This is a genomic window from Brevundimonas sp. NIBR10, from assembly GCF_027912515.1.
In the GTDB taxonomy this organism is placed as follows: domain Bacteria; phylum Pseudomonadota; class Alphaproteobacteria; order Caulobacterales; family Caulobacteraceae; genus Brevundimonas.
On sequence record NZ_CP115464.1, the window covers coordinates 1,491,447 to 1,509,986 of the forward strand.

General features: G+C 67.4%; 22 protein-coding genes and 1 pseudogene. 14 read left to right on the top strand and 9 right to left on the bottom strand.

Annotated features, from left to right (window positions below):
* The first annotated feature begins 127 nt into the window (after window positions 1–127).
* Window positions 128–1,306, top strand: coding sequence for a DNA (cytosine-5-)-methyltransferase (gene dcm, locus O5K39_RS07290; protein WP_271146611.1), 1,179 nt, complete (start codon window positions 128–130; stop codon window positions 1,304–1,306).
* Complete coding sequence (locus tag O5K39_RS07295; RefSeq protein WP_271146612.1) at window positions 1,299–1,766, top strand: very short patch repair endonuclease; 468 nt, start codon at window positions 1,299–1,301, stop codon at window positions 1,764–1,766. Before dcm ends, O5K39_RS07295 begins: the two co-directional genes overlap by 8 nt.
* Window positions 1,767–1,798: 32 nt before the next feature.
* On the opposite strand, the gene O5K39_RS07300 is transcribed toward O5K39_RS07295, so the two are convergent.
* Window positions 1,799–3,124: an MvaI/BcnI family restriction endonuclease gene (locus O5K39_RS07300; protein ID WP_271146613.1), complete on the bottom strand. Its 1,326-nt coding sequence runs from the start codon at window positions 3,122–3,124 to the stop codon at window positions 1,799–1,801.
* 127 nt (window positions 3,125–3,251) lie between these two features.
* Between O5K39_RS07300 and O5K39_RS07305 the strand changes: the two genes are divergently transcribed.
* Complete coding sequence (locus tag O5K39_RS07305; protein WP_271146614.1) at window positions 3,252–3,941, top strand: hypothetical protein; 690 nt, start codon at window positions 3,252–3,254, stop codon at window positions 3,939–3,941.
* 21 nt (window positions 3,942–3,962) lie between these two features.
* On the opposite strand, the gene O5K39_RS07310 is transcribed toward O5K39_RS07305, so the two are convergent.
* The 5 genes from O5K39_RS07310 to O5K39_RS07330 form a co-directional block, all read right to left on the bottom strand.
* Complete coding sequence (locus O5K39_RS07310; protein ID WP_271146615.1) at window positions 3,963–4,871, bottom strand: cobalamin biosynthesis protein CbiG; 909 nt, start codon at window positions 4,869–4,871, stop codon at window positions 3,963–3,965.
* An 81-nt stretch (window positions 4,872–4,952) separates the two neighbouring features.
* Window positions 4,953–5,468 carry a hypothetical protein gene (locus tag O5K39_RS07315; RefSeq protein WP_271146616.1) on the bottom strand — a complete coding sequence of 172 codons (516 nt, stop codon included), beginning with the start codon at window positions 5,466–5,468 and terminating at the stop codon, window positions 4,953–4,955.
* The gene (gene xth, locus O5K39_RS07320; protein WP_271146617.1) at window positions 5,468–6,274 is read right to left on the bottom strand and encodes an exodeoxyribonuclease III; all 807 of its coding nucleotides are present in this window, start codon (window positions 6,272–6,274) and stop codon (window positions 5,468–5,470) included. The genes O5K39_RS07315 and xth overlap by 1 nt, the downstream gene beginning before the upstream one ends.
* A gap of 62 nt (window positions 6,275–6,336) precedes the next feature.
* The gene (locus O5K39_RS07325; RefSeq protein WP_271146618.1) at window positions 6,337–7,308 is read right to left on the bottom strand and encodes a hypothetical protein; all 972 of its coding nucleotides are present in this window, start codon (window positions 7,306–7,308) and stop codon (window positions 6,337–6,339) included.
* Window positions 7,309–7,397: 89 nt separating this feature from the next.
* Entirely contained in the window at window positions 7,398–8,342 is a 945-nt protein-coding gene (locus O5K39_RS07330) for a hypothetical protein (protein WP_271146619.1), read from the bottom strand.
* Window positions 8,343–8,671: 329 nt separating this feature from the next.
* Here O5K39_RS07330 and O5K39_RS07335 point away from each other — a divergent pair.
* The 3 genes and pseudogenes from O5K39_RS07335 to O5K39_RS07345 all read left to right on the top strand — a co-directional run.
* Window positions 8,672–9,489: pseudogene (locus O5K39_RS07335) on the top strand (MBL fold metallo-hydrolase); the annotation flags it as partial.
* A gap of 143 nt (window positions 9,490–9,632) precedes the next feature.
* Window positions 9,633–10,412 (top strand): enoyl-CoA hydratase, encoded by a 780-nt coding sequence (locus O5K39_RS07340; RefSeq protein WP_271146620.1) that lies wholly within the window; start codon window positions 9,633–9,635, stop codon window positions 10,410–10,412.
* Between the two features lie 56 nt (window positions 10,413–10,468).
* Complete coding sequence (locus O5K39_RS07345) at window positions 10,469–10,957, top strand: N-acetyltransferase (RefSeq protein ID WP_271146621.1); 489 nt, start codon at window positions 10,469–10,471, stop codon at window positions 10,955–10,957.
* Window positions 10,958–10,969: 12 nt separating this feature from the next.
* Here the strand turns inward: O5K39_RS07345 and O5K39_RS07350 are convergent, their stop codons facing one another.
* Window positions 10,970–11,266 (bottom strand): HigA family addiction module antitoxin, encoded by a 297-nt coding sequence (locus O5K39_RS07350; protein WP_271146622.1) that lies wholly within the window; start codon window positions 11,264–11,266, stop codon window positions 10,970–10,972.
* Window positions 11,266–11,553: a type II toxin-antitoxin system RelE/ParE family toxin gene (locus O5K39_RS07355; RefSeq protein WP_271146623.1), complete on the bottom strand. Its 288-nt coding sequence runs from the start codon at window positions 11,551–11,553 to the stop codon at window positions 11,266–11,268. Before O5K39_RS07355 ends, O5K39_RS07350 begins: the two co-directional genes overlap by 1 nt.
* 93 nt (window positions 11,554–11,646) lie before the next feature.
* Between O5K39_RS07355 and O5K39_RS07360 the strand changes: the two genes are divergently transcribed.
* The 3 genes from O5K39_RS07360 to O5K39_RS07370 are packed head-to-tail and all read left to right on the top strand — an operon-like array spanning window position 11,647 to window position 14,086.
* On the top strand, window positions 11,647–12,210 hold the full coding sequence (locus O5K39_RS07360) for a DUF1285 domain-containing protein (protein ID WP_271146624.1): 564 nt from the start codon (window positions 11,647–11,649) through the stop codon (window positions 12,208–12,210).
* A complete protein-coding gene (locus O5K39_RS07365; protein ID WP_271146625.1) occupies window positions 12,207–12,881 on the top strand; it encodes a CoA pyrophosphatase in 675 nt (224 codons plus the stop codon). The genes O5K39_RS07360 and O5K39_RS07365 overlap by 4 nt, the downstream gene beginning before the upstream one ends.
* On the top strand, window positions 12,878–14,086 hold the full coding sequence (locus O5K39_RS07370; RefSeq protein ID WP_271146626.1) for a CCA tRNA nucleotidyltransferase: 1,209 nt from the start codon (window positions 12,878–12,880) through the stop codon (window positions 14,084–14,086). The genes O5K39_RS07365 and O5K39_RS07370 overlap by 4 nt, the downstream gene beginning before the upstream one ends.
* Here O5K39_RS07370 and O5K39_RS07375 read toward each other — a convergent pair.
* The gene (locus O5K39_RS07375; protein WP_271146627.1) at window positions 14,064–15,017 is read right to left on the bottom strand and encodes an endonuclease/exonuclease/phosphatase family protein; all 954 of its coding nucleotides are present in this window, start codon (window positions 15,015–15,017) and stop codon (window positions 14,064–14,066) included. The two genes, O5K39_RS07370 and O5K39_RS07375, sit on opposite strands and share 23 nt — an antisense overlap.
* An 81-nt stretch (window positions 15,018–15,098) precedes the next feature.
* Here O5K39_RS07375 and O5K39_RS07380 point away from each other — a divergent pair, with 81 nt between their 5' ends.
* The 5 genes from O5K39_RS07380 to O5K39_RS07400 all read left to right on the top strand — a co-directional run bounded on the left by O5K39_RS07380 (window position 15,099) and on the right by O5K39_RS07400 (window position 18,194).
* Window positions 15,099–15,560 carry a DUF4112 domain-containing protein gene (locus O5K39_RS07380; protein ID WP_271146628.1) on the top strand — a complete coding sequence of 154 codons (462 nt, stop codon included), beginning with the start codon at window positions 15,099–15,101 and terminating at the stop codon, window positions 15,558–15,560.
* A gap of 291 nt (window positions 15,561–15,851) precedes the next feature.
* Entirely contained in the window at window positions 15,852–17,339 is a 1,488-nt protein-coding gene (locus O5K39_RS07385; protein ID WP_271146629.1) for a DUF2793 domain-containing protein, read from the top strand.
* Window positions 17,336–17,506, top strand: coding sequence for a hypothetical protein (locus tag O5K39_RS07390; RefSeq protein WP_271146630.1), 171 nt, complete (start codon window positions 17,336–17,338; stop codon window positions 17,504–17,506). The genes O5K39_RS07385 and O5K39_RS07390 overlap by 4 nt, the downstream gene beginning before the upstream one ends.
* Window positions 17,503–17,817 (top strand): hypothetical protein, encoded by a 315-nt coding sequence (locus O5K39_RS07395; RefSeq protein ID WP_271146631.1) that lies wholly within the window; start codon window positions 17,503–17,505, stop codon window positions 17,815–17,817. Before O5K39_RS07390 ends, O5K39_RS07395 begins: the two co-directional genes overlap by 4 nt.
* The gene (locus O5K39_RS07400; protein WP_271146632.1) at window positions 17,814–18,194 is read left to right on the top strand and encodes a M15 family metallopeptidase; all 381 of its coding nucleotides are present in this window, start codon (window positions 17,814–17,816) and stop codon (window positions 18,192–18,194) included. Before O5K39_RS07395 ends, O5K39_RS07400 begins: the two co-directional genes overlap by 4 nt.
* Window positions 18,195–18,540: the final 346 nt, after the last annotated feature.

Genomic DNA, 18,540 nt, shown 5'->3' on the forward strand with positions numbered 1-18,540 from the left:
CTGCCGTGTCCCGATCCAGCTTTACGCTCTATTTCTGCATGGCGTTCTCCACTTGTTCTCCTGGTTTAAACTTGCCATTCTGCCATCCTGAACAGGCGGGGATTCTACCGTGTCGGAGTACGCGATCATGGTGAAGCAAGCAGGTCAGGCGACGGCTGACCGGGCTGTGCGCCTTGGGTTTATCGATGGGCCGGCGACGCCGTCGGTCACTCAACCGAGGTTCAAGCTGGTCCGTGGCGATCTTGATGCCGCTGGGGCCGATTTCACTTTCATCGACCTGTTCGCAGGCATCGGGGGACTTCGGCGAGGCTTCGAGTCCATCGGCGGAAAATGTGTCTTCACGTCAGAATGGGACAAATATAGTCAAAAAACCTACGCTGCGAACTTTCCCAACGACGATCACGAAATAAGCGGTGACATCACTAGTGTCGATGTCAGCGACATTCCAGAACACGACGTTCTGTTGGCTGGTTTTCCATGTCAGCCATTTTCCATTGCTGGTGTTTCAAAGAAGAACTCGCTTGGGCGCGCCCATGGATTTGAGGACAAGACACAAGGCACACTGTTTTACGATGTAGCGCGGATCATCAAACATCACCGTCCGGCGGCTTTTCTGTTGGAAAATGTCAGGAACCTGATTGGGCACGATAAGGGGAAGACTTTTCAAACGATCAAGGACGTCCTCGAGAAGGACCTTGGTTATACGATCGACTATCGAGTCATCGACGGGCAGTCATGGACGCCCCAGCATCGCGAACGTATTTTTATCGTTGGATTTCGCGAAGATCAGGCCTTCCGCTTCGCTGACCTGAAGTTGCCTGACGCAAGGCCGAAGTTGCGCGAAATCCTGCATCCCGGTGATGGATCAGAAGCGCCCGACCAAAAATTCACTGTAGGGAATTCTGGCCGCGTGGCGGACAAATACACGCTGACCGATCACCTCTGGAATTATCTCCAACGGTACAAGGAAAAGCATCAGGCGGCGGGGAACGGCTTTGGGTTCGGTTTGGTGGGACCGGACGACATCGCGCGCACCCTGTCAGCTCGCTACTATAAGGACGGCTCTGAAATTCTGATCGAGCAGGAAGGCAAGGCGCCGCGCCGTCTCACACCCCGGGAGTGCGCACGGCTGATGGGTTTCGATGATCCTCAGGGGAATGACTTCATAATTCCAGTTTCGGACACCCAGGCCTATCGCCAGTTTGGCAATTCAGTCGTCGTGCCGGCCGTCAAGGCTGTCGCCGAACACATGAAGCCGCATCTGTTCAAGGCGCTTGCCGCGCAGCGCAAGGTGGCGCTTGCCTGACATCGTCGATACGGCAACGCGAAGCAGGATGATGTCCGGCATCCGGGGCAAGAACACGAAACCCGAAATGCTGCTGCGGCAAGGCCTGCACAAGCGCGGGCTTCGTTACCGGCTTCACGAAAAGACCCTGCCCGGCAAACCCGACTTAGTGTTTGCGCGAATGCAAGCTGTCCTCTTCGCCCATGGTTGTTTCTGGCACGGTCATAACTGTCACCTTTTCCGAATGCCCTCGACTCGACCGGAATTCTGGGCAGCCAAGATCGAGCGAAACCGCGAAGTTGATCAGCGCTCGACTGCAGCGTTGCTGGATGGAGGCTGGCGCGTCGGCGTGGTCTGGGAATGCGCTTTGAAAGGTCGGACCCGGTTGCCGTTAGACGCCGTATTAGACGAGTGCCAAGCATGGCTTGCAGGAAGTGATGCATATTTTGCGGTCGGCGGTATGCCGCAGGCGGCATCGTGACGTCGCTACAGCTTCCTTGATCAGGTCCCGAATTACTGGACTAGGCTGACGATCTCATTGCGATGATACATTTGCGTGAGGTTGGAGTGCTGAATCCGAAATTGACTGCGTCGGTGTAGTGTTTTTCTACCCGAAGAGGTCGTTTCGAGTTTCAATGCAGGGTCGTAGTAGACCTTACCCGCAGAAAACGCCTTCAGAAATAGTATGAAGTCGGTCTGTTCGCACAAAAGTACTTGTGGTCCGTAAGCGTACTCAGGCGGTGGCGTGCGGAAGATTGACGGCACATAGGCAGCCTGCGCATGCTTTCTGTTCCAATGTGCTATGAGGCCGGAAAACGACCAAGTTGCAGCCTCTTCACCATCCTTTGTGATCAATGCCAAGCCACCGTCCATGTCGGTGATCTTTCCGGCATGAGCATCGAACCCTTTGATAGTCATACAAAGCCCTGTGTCGGCGTGCGCGTCTTTCCCGGCGGAATAAATGCCGCCGAAGTTGATTCTGTCTGGCTTTCCGCTTTTATCGCTGTAGCCGAAACGCTCGACGAACTTTTCCGCTGTTCCTGTCTTGTAGAAGCCTCCGCTTGGCTCGGGCGTAAAAAGAGTGACCGCAGATTTTGGCGTGAAGCCAACAAAATCTTTCACCCCATACTGCTTTACTTCCCAGCCCATGAAATCGGGTTCGGCATACCCGTTGGGCTGCACACCAAGTTCGGCTTCGAGGCTGTACCCTCCTCCGTTGCGGGCGGCGTACGACATTTTGGCCCCCGTTCGCGTAAGTTTCTGAGACGCAATCCACCGCAAAGAATGGATCCGTCGTAGATGTCCGAGCAAGATCGCCTTTGGATCAGTCTCGCCTTTGAGGCTGAGCGGTAGCTCAAGGAAAATGCCCAACGTCGGCCATACAGCAGCGTTGATCTGATTTGAGATCGGGCTAGTATGATCCGAGACAAATCCAAGAACCTCACCCTCACGTGTGATCCCAAAAAACAGGACACGCCCCTTATCGCGTGATGTCATCAAGTCGGTAGGCGCGGAACTGCAACCACGCAGGAAACCCGACATTCGGACTTCCGGGTAGTCTGGATAGAGAATCAGGTTCGCATCCGGCGCTACATGCCTGCCCGTATCTTCAATCCAAGAAAATCTGACCGCCGCTTTTGGTCTATCTTGCTTGCTTCCTGCTCGAGCACTTGTGTCGAGATAGATTTCGCCGTGAGGAATTATGTTCAGTGCCCCAAACCCACTGCCCAGATACACTTGGTTCTTGGAGTTGTCGTTCGGGGAAAGCTTCTTCGCATATATGCGGTACGCGCCATGATGCGCCATAATCTCAAGTAGATGCGAGAGTGAGTTGATCAAAATCTAGCCCCGGCAACGGTACGCGAGTCTCTTGGTATCGGGGATCTGGACAGGCGCATAGCAGATCATCATACGATCTCCGTGGCCACGACCGTTTCTGACGTACCGCTGTGCTTCACTCCCCGGCATGACCGACGCCTATCGCATTCGTTCGTCCGAGACCTGGGACATGATCCGCGACGCCTTCGTGGGCGGGGAGACGGCCGAGAGCGTGTGTCGGCGGTTCGCGGTGGGGACCAGCGCCTTCTGGGAGCGGGCGCGGGCGGGGGGCTGGCGGCGGGCGGATCAGGCCGATCCGGCGCCGCAGGACGCTCCGGTCTTCGGCGCGGACGCCCTGGATGACGGCCCGGAGGGGCCGGTCTGGGACCCCTCCGATCCCGACGACGCGTTCGAGGACCCCGACGCCCTGCGGCGGGTGGCGACCGACAAGATGGCCCTGGCCATCCGGCGGGGGCAGGCGCTGGAGGCCCTGCGCTGGTCGCGGGTGGCCCATTCCATCGCCGTCGAACAGCGGGCCGAGGCCGAGGCCGAACGCGCCCGCCTGCGCGAGATCGACGAGGCGACGACCCGTCAGGCCCAGCGCGAGGCCGCCGAGGAGCGGCGCGAGATGGACATCCTCCTGCGCGAGGCCCAGGCCCTGGCCCGTCTGGTCAAGGCGTCCGGGTCGGTCGCGCCGGACGATCCGGACAGTCCGGACAACAATTTTTTCAAGGCCGGGGCCGGCGCGCCATCGGGGTCGGCGCCGAACCGTTCCGACCGCCGCCGGGCCCTGCGCGAGGCCCGCCGCGAGCGCCGGGGCGGGGGCGGCTCGCCCTGATCGGGGTCCCTCAGCCCTGCCTCAGACCCCCAGGATCCAGCCCTCTTCCTGCTCGACCTGGTCCACCAGCTCCGGCGTCGCGGTCTTCGGCGGGGCAAACGCCCTGGCCAGGTCGCCCTTGTCGTCCATCTCGGCGAAGGCCATGGCCGTCGTGCGCACCTGGGTCTGGTCCTTGAACTCGCCCTCGGTCGGGGTGGTGGGCCACATCGAGGGCCAGACCTCGGCGACCAGCACGTTCAGCGGCTCGACGTCGGCGGCCTCCAGCGCGCGCCAGCCGGTGCCGAAGGGCCAGACGGCCCCGGCGGGCCCCAGGCTCTCCAGCAGGCGGCGCACCATGGGGATGCCGACCAGGGTCTGGCCGCCGACGGCACCCGCTCCGTGCATCTGCCAGTTGGACTTGGGCTGAAGCCGGCCGCCCTTGATGGTCCGTTCGGTGGCCCGGTACTCGGGGATGTCTGCGCCCGATCCTGCGGGTGGCTTGGTCGTGGTCAGCCAGCGTTGCGCCTGTTTGGCCGGCGCCCCCCAGAAGGGCCAGGCCTGGTCGGTCATCAGCCGGTTCATCTTGGCCGCGACCTGATAGCGGTTGTTGGTGTTGTCGGCCTTGTCCACGATGTTGGACGCCACGAATTTCCACATCGCCGACCAGATCGGCGTGTCCTTCAGGCCCAGCCGCTCGGCCGTCCCCACCGGATAGCCCAGCGAGAAGTCGAACCCGACCAGCACCCGATCCCCGCGCTTCCTGTGGTCGGCCAGGATGGAAGTCAGCAACGCCTCGCCCTCGGCCCGGGTGGCGACATTGTGGGTCTCGGTATAGAGGCGAAACCGTACGTCGCGCTTGGCCACGCCGATCCACACCGAGTTCTCGCCCAGCTTCTTGCCTTCGGCGGCGGTCCAGTCGGCGATCACATAGGCGTCGAAAAGGCGGGCCATGGCGGCCTCCGGGAAATGCACGTGAAGGGAAGGGGGCCTTCTAATCTCCTCCCCCTTGCGCAGCAATGCCCACCCGTCCGCTTAGCCCTTCAACAACGCCTCCAGATGGCTCAGCCACCGCCGCCCCAGCCTCAGGGCCTCGGCCGGCGATCCCGTCTGGGTCGGCAGGGTGGCGTCCCACAGGCTGAGTTCGAACTCGGGATGGCGGGCATCGGCGAACATCAGCCGCAGGGTGACCTGTTCGGCGTCGGGGGCCATGACGTCCAGCGACTTCCTCGCTTCCCCGCGCCGGATCCGGGCCAGGACGTGGCCGTCGACGATGACCTCGCCGCCCTCGACCTCATCGAACGCATAGACCAGCCCCATCGCCCCCCGGTTCCACAGCACGGCCACCTGGCCCCCGTCGAAGTCCAGCCCGGCGGCCCGCCCTTGCGCCGGCGACAGGGCCAGGGCCTCGGGCACGGCGCCCAGCGACTTCAGCATGGCCCTGCGCAGCCGCCGCTCGGGCTCCATCCACCAGTTCAGCGTCAGGGCCCCGGTGGTCAAAGCCGCCGCCGCCAGGCCGACCAGCAGGATGACCCGCAGTGCCTCTTCCATCAGGCGTCCAGATTCAGGTCGATGACCACCGGCACATGGTCGGACGGCTTGTCCATGTCGCGGGCGTCGCGGTGGGTCTCCACGCCCCGGAACCGGTCGGCGGCCTGGGGCGACAGCAGGTGGAAGTCGATGCGGATGCCGTTGTCCCTCTGCCAGGCCCCGGCCTGATAGTCCCAGAAGGTGAAGGTCCCCGGCGGCTGTTCGCCCAGTTCCCCGGCCTCGGACAGGCCCAGGTGCTTCATCGCCCGGAACGCCGCCTGGCTCTCGGGCATGAACAGCGCGTCGCCGACCCAGTTCTGGGGGTTCTTGGCATCGGCCGGCGTCGGGATGACGTTGTAGTCCCCGCACAGCACCAGCGGCTCCTCATGGGCCAGCAGGTCGACGGCATGGGCCCGCAGCCGCTCCATCCATGCCAGCTTGTAGGGAAACTTGCCCGTGGCGACCGGATTGCCGTTGGGCAGATAGATGGCCCCCACCCGCACCGGTACCGGGGCCTCGATTACCGCCTCAATATAGCGGGCCTGATCGTCGTCCGTGCCGTCGGGCCCTGCGCCCTCAGGCCCGGGCAGGCCGCGCCGCAAGTCCGACATCGGGTGTTTCGACAGGATGGCCACGCCGTTGTACGACTTCTGGCCATGGGTCTCGATATTGTAGCCCAGCCGCTCGAAGTCCTCGCGCGGGAACTTCTCGTCGACCGTCTTGATCTCCTGCATGCAGACGACGTCGGGATTCGCCGCCTCCAGCCAGGCCAGAACGGTCGCCAGCCGGGCGTTGACGGAGTTCACATTCCAGGTCGCGATACGCATGGCGGAAGGCTAGGGCGAGCCGCCCTGTCGGACAAGGCGGCTCGCAGCAGGATCGGCGCCGATCAGTTCCGGTTGGCGGCCAGGGTGCAGCCCCCGCCGATACCCGCCGCCTGGGCGCAGGGCAGGACTTGCTGGACGGCCAGAGCGCTGTTCAGGCGCGCCACATAGCCCCCGCCGCCGCCGCATTTGGCTTCGTAGAAAGCGTCCGTGGCATTGGCACCCATGTAGCGGACGTCGGTCACGTCGCAGGCGGCGGCCGAGGTTCCGGCCAGCCAGGTCCGCACCGTGGCGGCCTGTTCGTCGCGGGTGGTGAAGCGGCAGGCGTTGCTCTGGGCCGCGACCTTGACGCACGGGGTCAGCATCCAGCCTGCGCTGGCCTTCTCGATCCAGTAGCCGTCGGCCCCGTTGCACCCGACCTCATAGACGGCGTTGCCCGCGACCGAGGTGCCGGCCATGGCGGCCTCGTCGATGTTGCAGCCGACACCGGCCTCGCGCGCATAGTTGGCCACCATGCCGCTGATGTTGCGATTGGCGCTCAGGGTGCAGACCACGGGTGTCGCGGCCGGATCGGCGCGCAAAGCCATGTCGGCACGGCCGGCGATGGTGATGCAGTCGGTGACCGTGGGCGGCGACGAAGCGCCGACGACATAGCCCATGCCGGTCCCGCAGGAGACCTCATAGACGGCCTGCTGCTCGAAATTATAGCCCATCAGACTGGCCTCGACGACGCGACAGTCGACGTTGGCGGTGTTGATCTCGGACTGCGCTGCGGACACGACCTCGTTGACCGACGGGTTGCGGGTATAGACGCCGTTGCGATTGCGTTGCCGATCGAGCCGGGTCGGCGTCACCGCCGTCACTGTCGCGGCCATAGGGTCGGTCAGCTTGGTCGAGAAGCTGCGCGCGCCGGTCGCCAGACCGCCGGGCCCGACGATCTGACCATTGCCGGGAGTCTGTGCCGCCGCCGCCGACGCCGTCGCCAGCATCAGCGCACCGCAGACAACGCCCGCAATTCGTTTCCAGTGAGCCCGCATGACCGCCTCCAATCGTGACTGAAAGAAGGCACTGTGGCCCTGGATTGCCCCGGGTGCAACCCAGAGGCGGTCACGGCGTCGTGACGCTCCTACTGGGCGGGAGCCGCAGCGGCGGGGGCCGGCGGAACGATGGTCAGTTTGCAGCCGCCGCCGATCAGCTGGGCGGTTTCGCAAGGGTAGATCTGCTGCACGGCCATCGCGGTGTTGAAGCGGGCGATCAGGCCGTTTCCGGCGGCGCATTTGGCTTCGTAGAAAGAGCCGTTGGCATTGGCACCCATCAGACGGGACTGGGTCACGTCGCAGGCGGCCGCTGCGCTGGACGCCAGCCAGGTCTTCAGCGTGGCCGACTGTTCGGCGGGGGTGGTGTAGCGGCAGGTACCGCCCGCCGAGGCGATCTGGAAGCAGGACGTCCGGGTCCAGCCCGATGCGGCCTTTTCGATGCGGACGCCGTCCACGCCGGTGCAGCCGACCTCATAGACCAGGCCGTCGGCCTCGGACTTGCCGACCGCCGAACCGGCGTCGATCGTGCAGTTCACGCCGGCTTCGGCGGCATATTGTTTGACGACCTTCAGGACGTCCTTGTTGGCCTCGATCTGGCATTGCAGGCCGACGTCGGCGTCTGGATCGGCGGCGCGGGCCATGTCGGCCTGGCCGAACAGGGCGATGCAGTCGACGGCCTGGGGCGGGGTCGATCCGATCAGGACCAGGCCCGGACCGGTGGCGCAGGCGACCTCATAGGCGTTCTGGCCTTCGCCGATCTGGCCGCGCAGGACGACCTCGGTGGTCTGGCAGGTGCTGTTGGTGGCCGCGATCAGGGCGTCGGCGGCTGCCTTGTTCTGTTCCGGTGTCGGCGCGGCCGGGGCCCGGCTGTTGCGGTTCTGGCGCTGTTGGCGGTCCTGCCGCTGCTGGGCCGCGTTGGTCACCGCTTCCTGGGTCCGGGCCGCGACGGCGGGATTTTCCTGGGCGAGGGCCGGGACGGACCCGAGGGTCAGCGACAGGGCGGCGACGGCCGCAGGAAGGAATCGAGTGAACACGAAAGCGGCTCCAGACGGACAGCGGGTACGACGTGGCGGAGCCATGCCGGGGCGATGTGGCGCGGTCAAGGCGGACCTTGGCGAACCGGGGGCGAAACTTGCGCCACCGCTTACCCTGCGTGATCTGGACGACGCCGAACCCCGGGCCTAAAGCTTCGTTTCGATAGGAGACGGACTTGGCCGACGGCGCAGTCATCACCACCCAGGACGGTACGGTCGACGCAGGTTCCGGCAACCGAGGCCTGACCTATCCCCTCGGCACGCCGCCTGAACCCGGCACGGCGGTCCAGGCCGCCGCGGGCGTGCTGTGGATGCGGCTGCCCCTGCCGATGTCGCTGAACCACATCAATGTCTATGCGGTCGAGGACGGCGACGGCTGGGTGCTGGTCGATACCGGTCTGAACACCCAGGCGTCGCTCGAGGCCTGGGAGGCGGCGCTGGCGGGCCCGCTGGGGGGGCGGCCGATCACGCGGGTGATCTGCACCCACATGCACCCCGATCACGTCGGCATGGCCGGCTGGTTGTGCGCGCGGACCGGCGCACCGCTGCTGATGTCACGGCTGGAATACATCACCTGCCGCCTGCTTGTCGCCGACACCGGCCGGCCGGCACCGGAAGAGGGCGTCACCTTCTATCGCGCCGCCGGCTGGGACGCGGACCGGATCGAGAGCTATCGTCGGGAGTTTGGCCGCTTCGGCAGTGCCGTCTCGCCGATGCCGCAGAGTTATCAGCGTCTGAGCGAAGGCGACGATGTGACCATCGGCGACGACGTCTGGCGGATCGTGGTCGGCAATGGCCACTGCCCCGAACATGTCTGCCTGTGGCGTCAGTCGGACGGCGTCTTCATCTCGGGCGACCAGATACTGCCGCGGATTTCTTCCAACGTCTCGGTCTGGCCGACCGAGCCGCTTCAGGACCCGCTGGCCGACTGGCTGACGTCGCTCGACAAACTGCGCGGCCTCCTCGCGACGGACACCTTCGTCCTGCCCGCCCATGGCGAGCCCTTCACCGGCGTCCACACCCGGCTCGACGCGCTCAAGCGGGGGCACGAGACCGGCCTGCGCCGCCTTGAGCGGTCCCTGCGAACGCCCAAACGCGCCATCGATGTCTTCTCCAGCCTGTTCGCCCGCCCGATCGGCGACGGGGTGTTCGGCATGGCCACGGGCGAGAGCCTGGCCCACCTCAACTGCCTGGAAAATCGCGGTCTGGTCCGACGCGAACGTGATGCAGACGGCGTCGACTGGTGGGTCGCCGTCAACCCTCAACCCCTGGAAGCCCGGAACCCGACGCATGAGCGACCCCATCCGTACAGACCTGGCCGACGGCGTCCTGACCGTCACCCTGGCCCGGCCCGAGAAGAAGAACTCGATCACCCAGGCCATGTATTCGGTCCTGGCCGAGGCGACGAACCGCGCCCGGACCGACGACGCCGTGCGCGTCATCCTGTTCCGGTCCGAGGGCGACAGCTTCTCTGCCGGCAACGACATCATGGACTTCATCGCCATCAGCCAGGCGGGCGGCGGCGGCCAGATGATCGATGCGCCGGTGTTCCAGTTCCTGCGCGCCATGGCCGAGTTGGACAAGCCGGCGGTGGCGGCGGTGCGAGGCCGCGCGGTCGGCATCGGCCTGACGCTTCTGCTAAACTGCGACCTCGTGGTCGTCGCCGAGGACGCCCTGCTGTCGGTGCCCTTCGTCAACCTGGCCCTGGCACCCGAGGCCGCGTCCTCGATGCTGCTGCCCATGGCGATCGGCCATCAGCGCGCCTTCGAAATGTTCGCGCTGGGCGAGGCGATTGACGGCAAGACCGCCCTGGCCTGGGGTATCGCCAACCGCTGCGTTCCCTCCAGCGAGGTCGACGCGGTCGCCGCTGGCCTCGCCGCCAAGGTGGCCCAGCGCGCGCCCAACTCGATCAAGAAGACCAAGCGCCTTATGCGCGACGCCGAGGCCCTGTGGGCCCTGATGCAGCGCGAGGGCGAAGCCTTCGGCTCCCAGATGTCCAGCCCCGAAGCCATGGAGGCCTTCATGGCCTTCACCCAGAAGCGGGCCCCCGATTTCAGTAAAGCTGGCTGAGCGTCATCAAGCCTTGCCTTGAACCTGCCGCCCATTGCGACTAGCAGGCGCGCCTCATGTCCGCCGCCGCCAACATCAACACGCTCGCCCTCACGCCGGAGCTGCCTCGCGACCGCGCCGAGGCGGACGCCCTGATCATGGCCGCCTTCGGTCCCGGCCGTTACGCCAAGACCGCCGAGCGCGTGCGCGAGCGCGCCCACATGGCCGCCGGCTTCGTGGCCCGAGACGGGGATCGGCTGGTCGGGTCGGTCCGGCTCTGGTCGATCGAGATCGAGGGCCAGCCCGCGCTGTTCCTCGGGCCCATCACCGTCGCCGCCGACGACCGCAAGGCGGGTCTGGGCGCTGATCTGGTCGCCGCCTGCATCGACTATGCGAAACGCTGCGACGTCGCGGGCATCCTGCTGGTCGGCGACCTGTCCTATTTCACCCGCTTCGGCTTCGAGCCCGCGCCGGCCGTCCGCCTGGAAGGCCCCGCCGACGCGCGCCGTGTGCTGTGGTTGCCGGTGACGGCCCCGGCGCCGACGGGGATCGCCCGGCCGGTGTGAGGCTGGAATGGCTCAGGCCGCGATTGGCTCAACCCTGATCCGGTCCTGGTGACTGCGTGCGTTCGACAGATCATGTGCCGTCTGCATCCTCAGAAGGGTGTCCGCGCTCAGGCCGAACGCCTTCTCGAAGCGAATGGCCATCTCGGCAGACAGCCCCGCGCGACCGTTCAACAGCCCGCTCAGGGCCTGCCGCGTCACGTCCAGCCGCTGCGCCAGGTCCGTCACGCTCAGCCCGCTGGGTTCGACCACCTCATCCCTGAGCCACGGGCCGGGATGGATGGCGAAACTGGAATGAAGCTTGATGGCCATCAGTGATAATCCTCCAGATCCAGACCTTCGATCGCGCCGTCAGAGTTGACCGTAAATGTCATCCGCCAGTTTCGCGTCACCGTCAGCGCCCATGTCCCCGTCCGGTCGCCCGTCAGGACGTGAGCACCGTAGTTCGGAGGAATCCTGAGCTCCTCGACATCCGCGATAGCCGCAAGGTAGGCCAGCATCCCGCGCAATCGAGGGATCAGGTCTCCAGCCAGCCCCTTGGGCGCGCCAGTCTCTGCGAAGCGCCGCAAGGCTTTGTGACGGATGCTTTCGATCTCCACGCGTGAACATGGCGCGAGACGCTGGTTCCGTCAAGTGTCGCTTGACGCATTACGCATGATGACGCGGCGACCTGCTGCGCCTAAGTCAGGGCAATGACCGACTCCCCGCCCACCGGAGGCCTCAGCGCGATCACCGCCGCCGCCAAACAGGCCCCTGGTCGCGGCCTGCCGCCCGTGCATCTGTGGCATCCCGACCATTGCGGCGACATCGACATCGTCATCCGCGCCGACGGGACCTGGATGCATGAGAACTCGCCGATCGGGCGCAGGGAACTGGTGCGGCTGTTCTCGACGGTCCTGAGGCTCGACCCCGACGGCTATCATCTGGTCACCCCGGCCGAGAAGATGCGGATCACGGTCGAGGACCTGCCGTTCCGCGCCGTGGCGATGGAACGCCGGGACGATGCCCTGGTCTTCACCACCGACGTCGGCGATCAGGTCACGGCCGACGCCGACCATCCGATCACCGTCGAGACCGACCCCGCCACCGGCGAACCCGCGCCCCGCATCCATGTCCGCCGGGGGCTAGAGGCCCGCATCGTCCGCACCGTCTTCTACGATCTGGTCGAGATGGCCGAGGTCATTGATGGCCGCCTGACCGTGACCTCGTGCGGCCAGGCCTTTCCGCTGGGTCCTGTCGGAGCCGGTGTGGAATGAGCGCGGCCGGTCCCCTTCATGATCTCAAGGCGCGCCTGACCGCCGGCCTCGATCCGGTCGAGACCTGGCACCCGGATCGCCGCCCGGTGCGCTCGGATTTCGATCTGAACCCGGATCGCGACGTCGCGACCTTCCCCGTCATTTCACCCCTGCGTCCCGCCGCCGTCCTGATCCCCATCATCGCCCGCGTGGAGGGGCCGACCGTCCTTCTGACCCGGCGCTCCGACACACTCAGCAGCCACACCGGCCAGATCGCCTTCCCCGGCGGTCGCCTCGACGCGGGCGAGACTGCGATCGAGGCGGCCCTGCGCGAGGCCGACGAGGAGGTCGCCCTGTCGCCGTCGGTGGTCGAGGTCCTGGGCCTGGCCGACACCTATGAGACCGGCACCGGCTTTCGCATCACCCCCGTGGTCGGCTGGCTGACCGAGCCGCCGCGTCTCTCGCCCAGCGCCGACGAGGTCGCCGAGGTGTTCGAGGTGCCGTTCGACTTCCTGATGGACGTCGCCAACCACCGCCGCGACCACTACGACCCCGAGACCGGCCCGCGTCGCTGGTACTGGGCCATGCCCTGGCAGGAGCGCTATATCTGGGGCGTGACGGCCGGCATCGTCCGGGGCCTGCACGCCCGCCTGTACGGCGACGATAAGAGGGCAGACGAGAACGCCGCATGACGACCGTCGCCGACCAGTCCTGGCTGACCAGCCGCGCCACCCGCGCAGTCATCGCCGCGCTGGAGGCCGCGGGCGGAGAGGGCTGCGTCCGCTTCGTCGGCGGCTGTGTGCGCAACAGCCTGATGGGCCAGCCCGTCGACGACATCGATCTGGCCACCCGGCTAAAACCCGAGGCGGCCATGGCGGCGCTGAAGGATGCGGGGCTCAAGGTCGTGCCCACCGGCCTGGCCCACGGCACCGTCACGGCCGTCTCAGGCCGCGCGCCCTATGAAATCACAACCCTGCGCCGCGACGTCTCGACCGATGGCCGCAACGCCACCGTCGCCTTCACCGACGACTGGTCCGAGGACGCCCAGCGCCGCGATTTCCGCCTCAACGCCCTCTACGCCGACGGCACGGGCCAGGTGTTCGACCCTACCGGCCACGGCGTCGATGACGCCCGCACTGGGCGCATCGTCTTCGTCGGGGACCCCGAGACCCGCATCCGCGAGGACTACCTCCGCATCCTGCGCTTCTTCCGTTTCTTCGCCTGGTACGGCCGGGGCGAACCGGACGCGGAGGGCCTCGCCGCCTGCGCGGCTCTCGCCGATGGCATGGTCCGCCTCTCGGCCGAGCGGGTTTCTCGCGAACTGCTGAAACTTCTGCGCGCCCCCGATCCCCGCCCGGCGGTCGCCGCCATGGCCACTTCCGAGGTGCTGGCCCGGATCCTGCCCGACACCGCCCCGCTGCCGATGTTCGAGCGGATGGTCGCCATCAGCCCCGACCCGGTCCTGCGCCTCTCGGCCCTGCTGCCCGCCGATCCTGAAAGCGTCGAGGCCACCGCGCGGGCCCTGCGCCTGTCAAACCCCGACCGCCTGCGCCTGGTCGCGGCGGCGTCCGGCGAGATCGACCTGGACATGACCGCGCCCACGGCCCGCGCCCACCTGTACCGCCTGGGCCGCGAGACCTTCCGCGACCGCGTCCAGCGCGCCGCCGCCCAGACAGACCGCTCCGTCGCCGCCGCCCCCTGGCTCGACCTCGCCGACGCCTGGCCCATCCCGCGCCTGCCGGTCGGGGGGCGTCAGGTCGCGGCGGCGGGCCTCCCCGCCGGTCCCGACACCGGCCGGGTGCTCGCCGCCTTCGAGGCCGGCTGGATCGCCGACGACTTCCCGACCGAGGGCCACGCCGAACGTCTGGCCCGCGTCATCGCATCGCTGACCGCGTAAGCCGCGTCACCACCGGCCGGTGATCCGACCCCGTCGGCCGCCCCAGTTCCCGCCCGACCAGGGCCAGATCCGGGCTGCGATAGACCTGGTCGATCGTGATCCCCAGCGGCGAGGGCAGCGCTTCAGGCCAGGTCCCCGGCCAGCCCGGTGCCGGGATCAGCCCCAGATCGTCCTTGATCTGTCGCCCGATCCGCGCGCTGGACACGCTGTTGAAATCCCCGGCCACCACCACCGGCCCTTCCAGCCCCCGCATCGAGTCTTCCAGCGCCATAACCTGGCTGATCTGCCCCCACTGGAACTGATAGGGCCAGGGCCGCGTCAGGTGGACGGCGAACACCGTCACCGGCCCCAGCGGCGTCTCGACCACGGCCGCCACATGGTTCGGCCCACCCCGCGCCTCGATCTTCCTCACCGGCCAGCGCGAGGCGATCACCGTCCCATCCACCGCATAGGCCCCGCCGGTCTCGACCACCCGGTTCGGCTGACCGGGCAACAGGAGGTCAAGATCGTCCAGCATGGGCACCGGCGTCTCGATCAGCACCACCACATCGGCTGCGCTGTCCGCCACCGAGGCCCGGATCGCCTCCGCATCCCGGTTCCAGACCCACAGATTGGCCGTGTACAGGCTCACCACCGGCGCCCCCGCCTCGGGCTGGCCTTTCGCCGGAAACCACTGAGGTGCCCCGGCCGCCAGCAGCACCAGGGCCACGACCCCGCCGACCCCCGCCGCCATCCACAGCCGGGCCACCAGCGTCACGACCAGCACGGCCAAGCACACCGCCATCGCCGGCCCGGTGAACTGGGCCAGAATATCCACCCACCGGTACCCGATCCCGCTCAGCGCTGCGATACCGATCACCAGCGACGGTCCCAGCGCCAGGATCACCGCTGCGGTCGCCATCTGGCGGACAGTCGGGACGGGCAGCCTCATGCGCTTGCTTTCTTCTTGAACGCGGGTCGGTATGGGGCGTTGTCGCATCGCGCCAGCTTGGCCGCGACGAAGGAAAAGATCATGGCCCGGCGCACGATCGCGGATATCGAGAAGATCTGGTCCAATGTCGAGGGCGTCAAGAAGCTGTCCGACCGCGTGATCGGCATCGGCCCCTTTGGGCTGGGTCTCGACGCCCTGCTGACCTGGGTGCCGGTGGTCGGCACCGTCTATACGGTCGGTACAGGCGGCTGGCTGATCCTTCAGGCAGTCCGGGCCAAGGCCTCGCCTGCGACCCTGGCCCAGATGGCGGCCTATATGGCGGTTGACACCGCGACGGGCACGGTCCCGATCGCCGGCGACGTCGTCGACACCTTCTTCCCCGGCCAGTTGCTCGCCGCCAAGGCCCTGCAAAAGGACATCGCCTCCACCCACTGGGTCGAGGATTCTGAAAGCGCGGCCCGTGCCTCGGGCGATCATGACCGGCATCTGGAGACCGTGCGCGGCGATCGGAACCTGCGTCGCGTCGTCTATCTGCACGACTGAGGTCATCTGCAGGCGGATGCTTGCCGTAGCTACGGCCGATCGGTTCGTCGCTCGGACGCCTTGGCGGCCGTGCGCGGTCCTGACAGCCGCGAGCCGGTCAGCGGGGAGGCCTTCAGAGCCCTTCCATGGGCCTCCCCGCAACCCTCATCCGGCTTGTCGGCGGCCTCGAACTTTCAAACTTCAGTCGTCCAATCCCTTGCCGCACAAGGGATTGCAGCGTTGAGACCCCCTTCCGACGCGCCCAGGTTCGCCGCGCCCCCAGACTGATCTCCGACAGCAACGGAGATCGTCATGGATACCAGCGCCCGCCTTGGGCTTCCCTATCTGGCCGCCGGCCAGCTTCAGAAACACGTCACCCTCAACGAGGCCCTGACCCGGCTGGACGCCCTCGTCCAGTGCGCGGTGGTCAGCGATACGACCACGACCCAGCCCGCCGATCCCGAGGACGGTGATCTCTACATCCTGCCCGCCGGTCCCACCGGCGGTGTCTGGTCGGCCTTCGACGCCGACGACCTCATCCGGTTCGAGGCCGGCGGCTGGGCCGTGGTCGCGGCACCGTCCGGCCTCGTCGTCTGGGTCGCGGATCAGGCCCGGCTGGTGGTGCGTACGCCCTCGGGCTGGTCGCCACTGGGTGAGCAGCTCGGCGCGGTCCAGGCCCTGACCCGCCTGGGGATCGACACCACGGCCGACGCTACCAATCCCTTTGCCGCCCGACTGAACAAGGCCCTGTGGACCGCCCGGTCGGTCTCCGACGGCGGCGACGGCGACCTGCGCCTGACCTTCAACAAGGACACGGCGACCGACGTCGGCTCCCTGTTGTTCCAGAGCGGCTATTCCGGCCGGGCCGAACTGGGCCTGATCGGCGACGACGACCTGACGCTGAAGGTCAGCGCCGACGGTTCGACCTGGCGCGCGGCCATGACCGTGGACCGGGCCACGGGCGCGGTGGCCTTTCCGTTCGGCGGCGGCCGGGTCGAGACCACAGTCCTGACCACGAGCGGAACCTGGACGGTCCCCGCCTGGGCGCGGCGGGTCGAAGCCGTCGCCGTGGGCGGCGCAGGCGGCGGTGGCTCGGGCGCGGCGGGAGCGAGCGGCTCGCCCCGCTTCGGCGGCGGTGGCGGTGGGGCAGGGGGTGTGTCCCTTGGCCAGTGGAGCACCGCAGACCTCGGAGCCACCTTGGCCATCGTCATCGGCACAGGCGGCACGGGCGGGGCCCCGGTCACATCCGGCCCCGGTGCGACCGGCACCGACGGGCTCGCAACCACGATCTCCAGCACTGCGACGGTGATCCTGACGGCCCTGGCCGGTCGAGGCGGCGCGGGCGGTGACGCGACCTCCGGTCCGGGCGGTGCGGGTGGTCCCGGCGTTTCCGCTGCCAATCCGGGTGGCGACAGTCGAACGGACGCGACGGCCGGGGCGGGACAGGCCCTGCAACGCCCCGACGGCTCCGGCGGCGGCGGGGCGGGCGGCGGTCTCGACGCCGCGAACACGGCCCGCGACGGCGGCGCAGGCGGGCAGGGGGCTGCGATCCAGCGTCCGGCCTCGGGCGGCAGCGGCGGCGCGGGTGCCTCAGGCGGAGCGGGCTCCGCGCCTGCGACCCCCGAGATCTCCTGGGCAGGCGGCGGAGGTGGCGGAGGCGGGGCCTCGGTCACGACCGGCCATGACGGCGGCACAGGTGCAGTCGGCGCGGGCGGGGGCGGCGGCGGGGCCGGTGTCTCCGCCTCGGGTGCCGGCGGTGCGGGCGGCGGGGGCCTGGTCCGACTGGTGGCCATCGGATGAACGCCCTTCCGTATGGCCGCGACCCGACCGAGCCGGAGGTCGAACTGCTGGATGCGGAGGTCTTCGAGGCCCCGCGCCGGCTCGGCCTCTGGGACCTGCGGGACCAGACCGGCATCCGCTCCGGTCTCCGCCCCTTCAACGAACCCGATCTGGAGGATGACCGATGACCGATCCCCTGATTTCCCGGACCGCCGTGCCGGTCACCCCAGATCCCCACGTCCGGGCACCCGACATCCCGCCCCTGGCCGAGGGGCGGTGGCTGTGGCGGCGCGTCTATGTCTTTGCGGTCAGCGCGGCCCTGTGGGCCCTGCTGGCGGCGGCGGTGCGCACGGCCACGCCCCAGTCCCTGCCCCGGATCACCGACGGGATCATGGGGCTGCTGGCCCTGGTGCTGATCATCTATCTGGTCGCGCCGACGACCCAGCAGCTGATCGAGCTGATGGCCAACCTGCGTCTTCGCCTGGGAGGCCGGTCATGAGCGTCCTGTCGCGCCGTTCGCGCGATCGCCTGGTCGGGGTCCATCCCGACCTGGTCCGGGTGGTCGAGGCCGCCATCGCCCGCACCCCGATCGACTTCATGGTCACCGAGGGCCTGCGCACGCCCGAGCGCCAGGCCGCCCTGGTGCGGGCGGGGGCCAGCCGAACCCTGAACTCGCGCCACCTGACGGGCCATGCCGTCGACGTCTGCGCCCTGGTGGACGGCAAGGTCCGCTGGGACTGGCCGCTCTATCCGCGCATCGCCGGGGCCTTCAAGGCGGCGGCTCTGGCGCTGGATGTCCCGATCATCTGGGGCGGCGACTGGCCTCGACTGCGCGACGGCCCGCATTTCGAGCTCGATCGATCCCGCTATCCCTGAGGCGGGCCTTGGGACCAATCGGTTGAAACGGTTGAAACGGTCGATGCATTCACCCCGACCGTTTCGATCGCCGGGCCGGGCCGGGCCGGGCCGGGCGGGCCGGGGCCTCGGCGGCAGAACTTGCCGGGCGATCGGCAGAACTTGCCGGGCGACCCGATCTCTCCCGGCAGGTCTTGCCTGGTGCGAAGCGTGGTTAAGGCAAAGTACCGTAACGAAATCAACAAAACTGCGATCTGGCACGCCGCCCTGGCGATCGGCGCGATGTGGCGCGGCCCTTGCTGCCTGTCTTTCCGAGCAAAATGCTCCCGACGGTCAAAATGACGGTCGGACACCTTGAAACAAGGAC